Genomic DNA, 1,971 nt, shown 5'->3' on the forward strand with positions numbered 1-1,971 from the left:
CGCAACTCCCTATCAACGATATCGCGTTCCATAACTCAATATGAGCAAAGACTGTACCCCGATTCAAAAAAGTATGGACCTCCACTTGCCGCTCTCAGACCCCCTGGCAAGGGAAAAGATGCGCGAACAAGCTTTGGCCCATACGGGAAGTATGGACATCCGCCTGTTACGCTTTGCATCTTTAAATAAACTGCCAGGTTTCTGAGAATGCGCGTAATCAGCAAATGTGCTGTTATTTTCAAATTAAGGACAAGTGTGTCTTGCTACTCTTTGTCAATAGCAAAGTTACATCTTTTTCGCGAAAGTCCATAGTTTCACCCTCTTTCCGTGGACTTTGCCCCCGTTTCAGTCCAAAAATCCCACATTGTCCCACGAAATGCGACAATTGTTTTGTACCTTTGAGTCCAAGCAAGCAAACATCACATCAAGTGAAATCCTACACCCTCTTTCAGGAATACATCTGGCTGGTGAACACAATCTTCCGTGCCGGGAAAATCAGCCTTGAAGAAATCAACCGCAAATGGGTTGAGACCGATATGTCGGAAGGTCTGCCGATGGTCCGCAGCACCTTCAATCGCCACAAGGACGCCATTCAGGATATGTTCGGCATCGACATCGAGTGCGACAAAAGAGATGGGTTCAAGTATTATATTGGCAATTCAGAAGTCCTGAAGGAAGAATCCATACAGAACTGGATGCTCTCAACATTGTCGGTCAATTCAGTGCTGGCCGAGAGCAAAGCCGTTGCCGACAGAATCCTGCTTGAACCGATACCATCAGACGGAGAAGATCTTCACAAATTCATCGAAGCAATGAAACGCAGCGTCAGGATTGATGTTGTCTATCACAAATACGCAGCCGAAGAAGATTCAAAGATGACGGTGGATCCCTACTGCGTCAAGCTATTCAAACGCCGCTTCATTTCACCCAGAAGGAAGTCGAGACAACGGAAGATTGGTCAGACTTCGAGATACAGATACGCCCGACAGCCGACTTCTTCAGCCCGCTGCTCTCCCGCGGTCCGCTCATTCAGGTGATGGAGCCGCAGTGGCTGGCCGATGAAATCAAGCGGCAGCACGAAGAAGCCGCCGGACTATATGAATAATTTTTTACAAATAATTTCACTTTTTTCAAGACTGTCCCACACTTTGAGACAATCTCATTTCATTTTTGTATCGTAATGAAAAGGAAACAAGTTTAACAATCTAAAAATTACGATTATGGAAAGAGAAATGAAGAAAGTACATCTGATGAATTTTCACATTGCCGGATTCAGCTACTGGGATGGATGCGAGGCATTCGAGAACCTCAAGATCGGCACAAAGCTCCAGCTCGAAAGAGAAGAAGACAACAAGTTCGACCCGTATGCCGTGGCCATCTACTACAATGACCTGAAACTCGGATTCATCCCTCGCGGAGAGAACCACGACATCAGCAAGTTCCTCGATATGGGATGGGGCGATATGTATGAAGTCCGCGTACAGAGAATGGCCCCGGACGCCCACCCTGAGGAGCAGGTGGAGGTTATTGTGTATCTCAAGAAGAATGAAGGCCGGTAATTACCGATATTGTTGAATCAAATGACAAAAGGTATGAAACCAATCATCGTAAATCGCAAACCCTGCAAATGCCCCAAATGCGGTGGCAAAGTTGTAAAGATTGTCTATGGCGAACCAGGTCCTGAACTGTTTGAGATGGCAGAACGTAAGGAAGTAGTTCTCGGAGGCTGCTGCATCCATATGGAAGGAGATCCGCAGTGGGCCTGCTGTGAGTGTGAACAACAGTTCTGGAAAAAATAGCTTTATGGAAAGGGAAAGAGACAGGGAGCAAACAGCCTACACCCCGGAGCAGCTGATAAGATATTGCCGGTATTACCACGGCGAACCGTTCGACGAGTTTGGCAAAGGCTCCTCGGGCCAGATGGTGTAAGCAGTAACTTAGCTTCCGCAGATTTCAGAAAATAAGGATTCA

Annotated in this window: 4 protein-coding genes; all 4 read left to right on the plus strand. The window is 46.8% G+C overall.

What is annotated here, in order from left to right:
* The first annotated feature begins 904 nt into the window (after positions 1–904).
* The 4 genes from AC06L3_RS04425 to AC06L3_RS04440 all read left to right on the plus strand — a co-directional run bounded on the left by AC06L3_RS04425 (position 905) and on the right by AC06L3_RS04440 (position 1,929).
* A complete protein-coding gene (locus AC06L3_RS04425; RefSeq protein WP_475669415.1) occupies positions 905–1,105 on the plus strand; it encodes a WCX domain-containing protein in 201 nt (66 codons plus the stop codon).
* Positions 1,106–1,220: 115 nt separating this feature from the next.
* Entirely contained in the window at positions 1,221–1,559 is a 339-nt protein-coding gene (locus tag AC06L3_RS04430) for an HIRAN domain-containing protein (protein ID WP_475669412.1), read from the plus strand.
* Positions 1,560–1,592: 33 nt separating this feature from the next.
* Positions 1,593–1,799: a hypothetical protein gene (locus tag AC06L3_RS04435; protein ID WP_475669413.1), complete on the plus strand. Its 207-nt coding sequence runs from the start codon at positions 1,593–1,595 to the stop codon at positions 1,797–1,799.
* Positions 1,800–1,803: 4 nt separating this feature from the next.
* The gene (locus tag AC06L3_RS04440) at positions 1,804–1,929 is read left to right on the plus strand and encodes a hypothetical protein (protein ID WP_475669414.1); all 126 of its coding nucleotides are present in this window, start codon (positions 1,804–1,806) and stop codon (positions 1,927–1,929) included.
* The last annotated feature ends 42 nt before the right edge of the window (positions 1,930–1,971 follow it).

Source organism: Candidatus Egerieousia sp., assembly GCF_056211015.1.

Excerpts from the sequence above, each read along its gene's own strand:
- AC06L3_RS04430 (WP_475669412.1), top strand. The coding sequence starts at position 1,221 with ATGGAAAGAGAAATGAAGAAAGTACATCTGATGAATTTTCACATTGCC.
- AC06L3_RS04435 (WP_475669413.1), top strand. The coding sequence starts at position 1,593 with ATGAAACCAATCATCGTAAATCGCAAACCCTGCAAATGCCCCAAATGC.
- AC06L3_RS04440 (WP_475669414.1), top strand. The coding sequence starts at position 1,804 with ATGGAAAGGGAAAGAGACAGGGAGCAAACAGCCTACACCCCGGAGCAG.